Annotated in this window: 2 protein-coding genes; both read right to left on the bottom strand. The window is 51.6% G+C overall.

Translation table 11 applies throughout. The features are described 5' to 3' along the window. The coding region (locus tag CVU71_18745) for a pseudouridine synthase (protein PKN16434.1) at nt 1–639 on the bottom strand (639 nt) is incomplete at its 3' end. Beyond that, nucleotides 636–1,152: SMC-Scp complex subunit ScpB (gene scpB / locus CVU71_18740; protein PKN16433.1), on the bottom strand; the 517-nt coding region annotated here is incomplete at its 5' end. The genes scpB and CVU71_18745, both read right to left, overlap by 4 nt.

Below are 1,152 nucleotides of genomic sequence, written 5' to 3'. Positions count from 1 at the left end.
GATTTTGCCTATGGATTCCCGCACCAGACGGGTAACCTGACGGCCGGCGGCCTCAAATCCCCTCCGAATAATTCTGTTTTTTCCCTCACGCAGTGTGAGGCTGAGCCAGGTGCTTTTGTCATTGATCTTTTCGATATTCAAATTTTCCGGTTTGAATACCGTATCCGGCAATTTGACGCCGTTTATGATTTGTTTTAATTCCTCTTTGTTTAAACGGCCGGAAATCTTAACACGGTAGTTTTTGGGGACCTGAAAACGGGGATGTTGAATCTTTTGCGCAAAGTCTCCGTCATTGGTCAAAAGTAAAAGCCCTGAAGAATCATAGTCAAGCCGTCCGATCGGGTAAACCCTTTCCGGGACGTCTTTGACCAGGTCCGCAACGGTTGGTCTTTTCTGCGGATCGGACATTGTTGTGACATATTCCGCCGGTTTATGCAGCGCAATGTAGCAGCGGGTTGTTTCCAGGGAAATGGTGTTGCCGTCAACCCGGATAACGTCTTTTCGGGGATCAGCTTTGACGCCCAGTTCGGTTACAATTTCTCCATTGACGCTAACACGCCCTGATGTAATCAGTATCTCGGCATGGCGTCGCGAATCAATGCCCGCTGCGGCTATAATCTTCTGAAGACGTTCTTTCATGAATCGATGTCATCCTCGGAAATGACCTCGGAAATGACCTCGGAAATCTCCTCCCCGGCGGATTCCTGAGGAATTGCTTCCTGTCCGCCGGTGTTTTCCTCAAGAGTTTCCAGGTCAAGCATTCCCTGCTGTTCGGTAATTTCGGTCAGTTCCCTCATGGTCGGCAGGTCCGCCAGTTCCTTGAGATTGAAGACTTCCAGGAATTTCTTCGTGGTGCCATAGATGATCGGTTTTCCCGGTACGTCCTTGCGCCCTACGATGCGGATCAGTTTCTTTTCCAGAAGGCCCTTGAGCGGCGCACTGACATCAACACCCCGAACGCTTTCGATTTCCGCTTTCACAATCGGCTGCCGGTAGGCAACGATCGCCAGCGTTTCGAGCGCCGCCGGAGACAGGGATCCGGGTCTGGTGCCTTTGAGCTTTTTCACCCAGACAGCCACCTGGGGCCTTGTGCGAAACTGAAAACCGCCCGCAACCTCCTGTATGCTGATGCCGCTCTGGCGCTCTTCATAT

Source organism: Deltaproteobacteria bacterium HGW-Deltaproteobacteria-6 (assembly GCA_002840435.1).
GTDB lineage: Bacteria > Desulfobacterota > Syntrophia > Syntrophales > Smithellaceae > UBA8904.
This window is presented reverse-complemented; position numbering and strand designations above follow the sequence as displayed.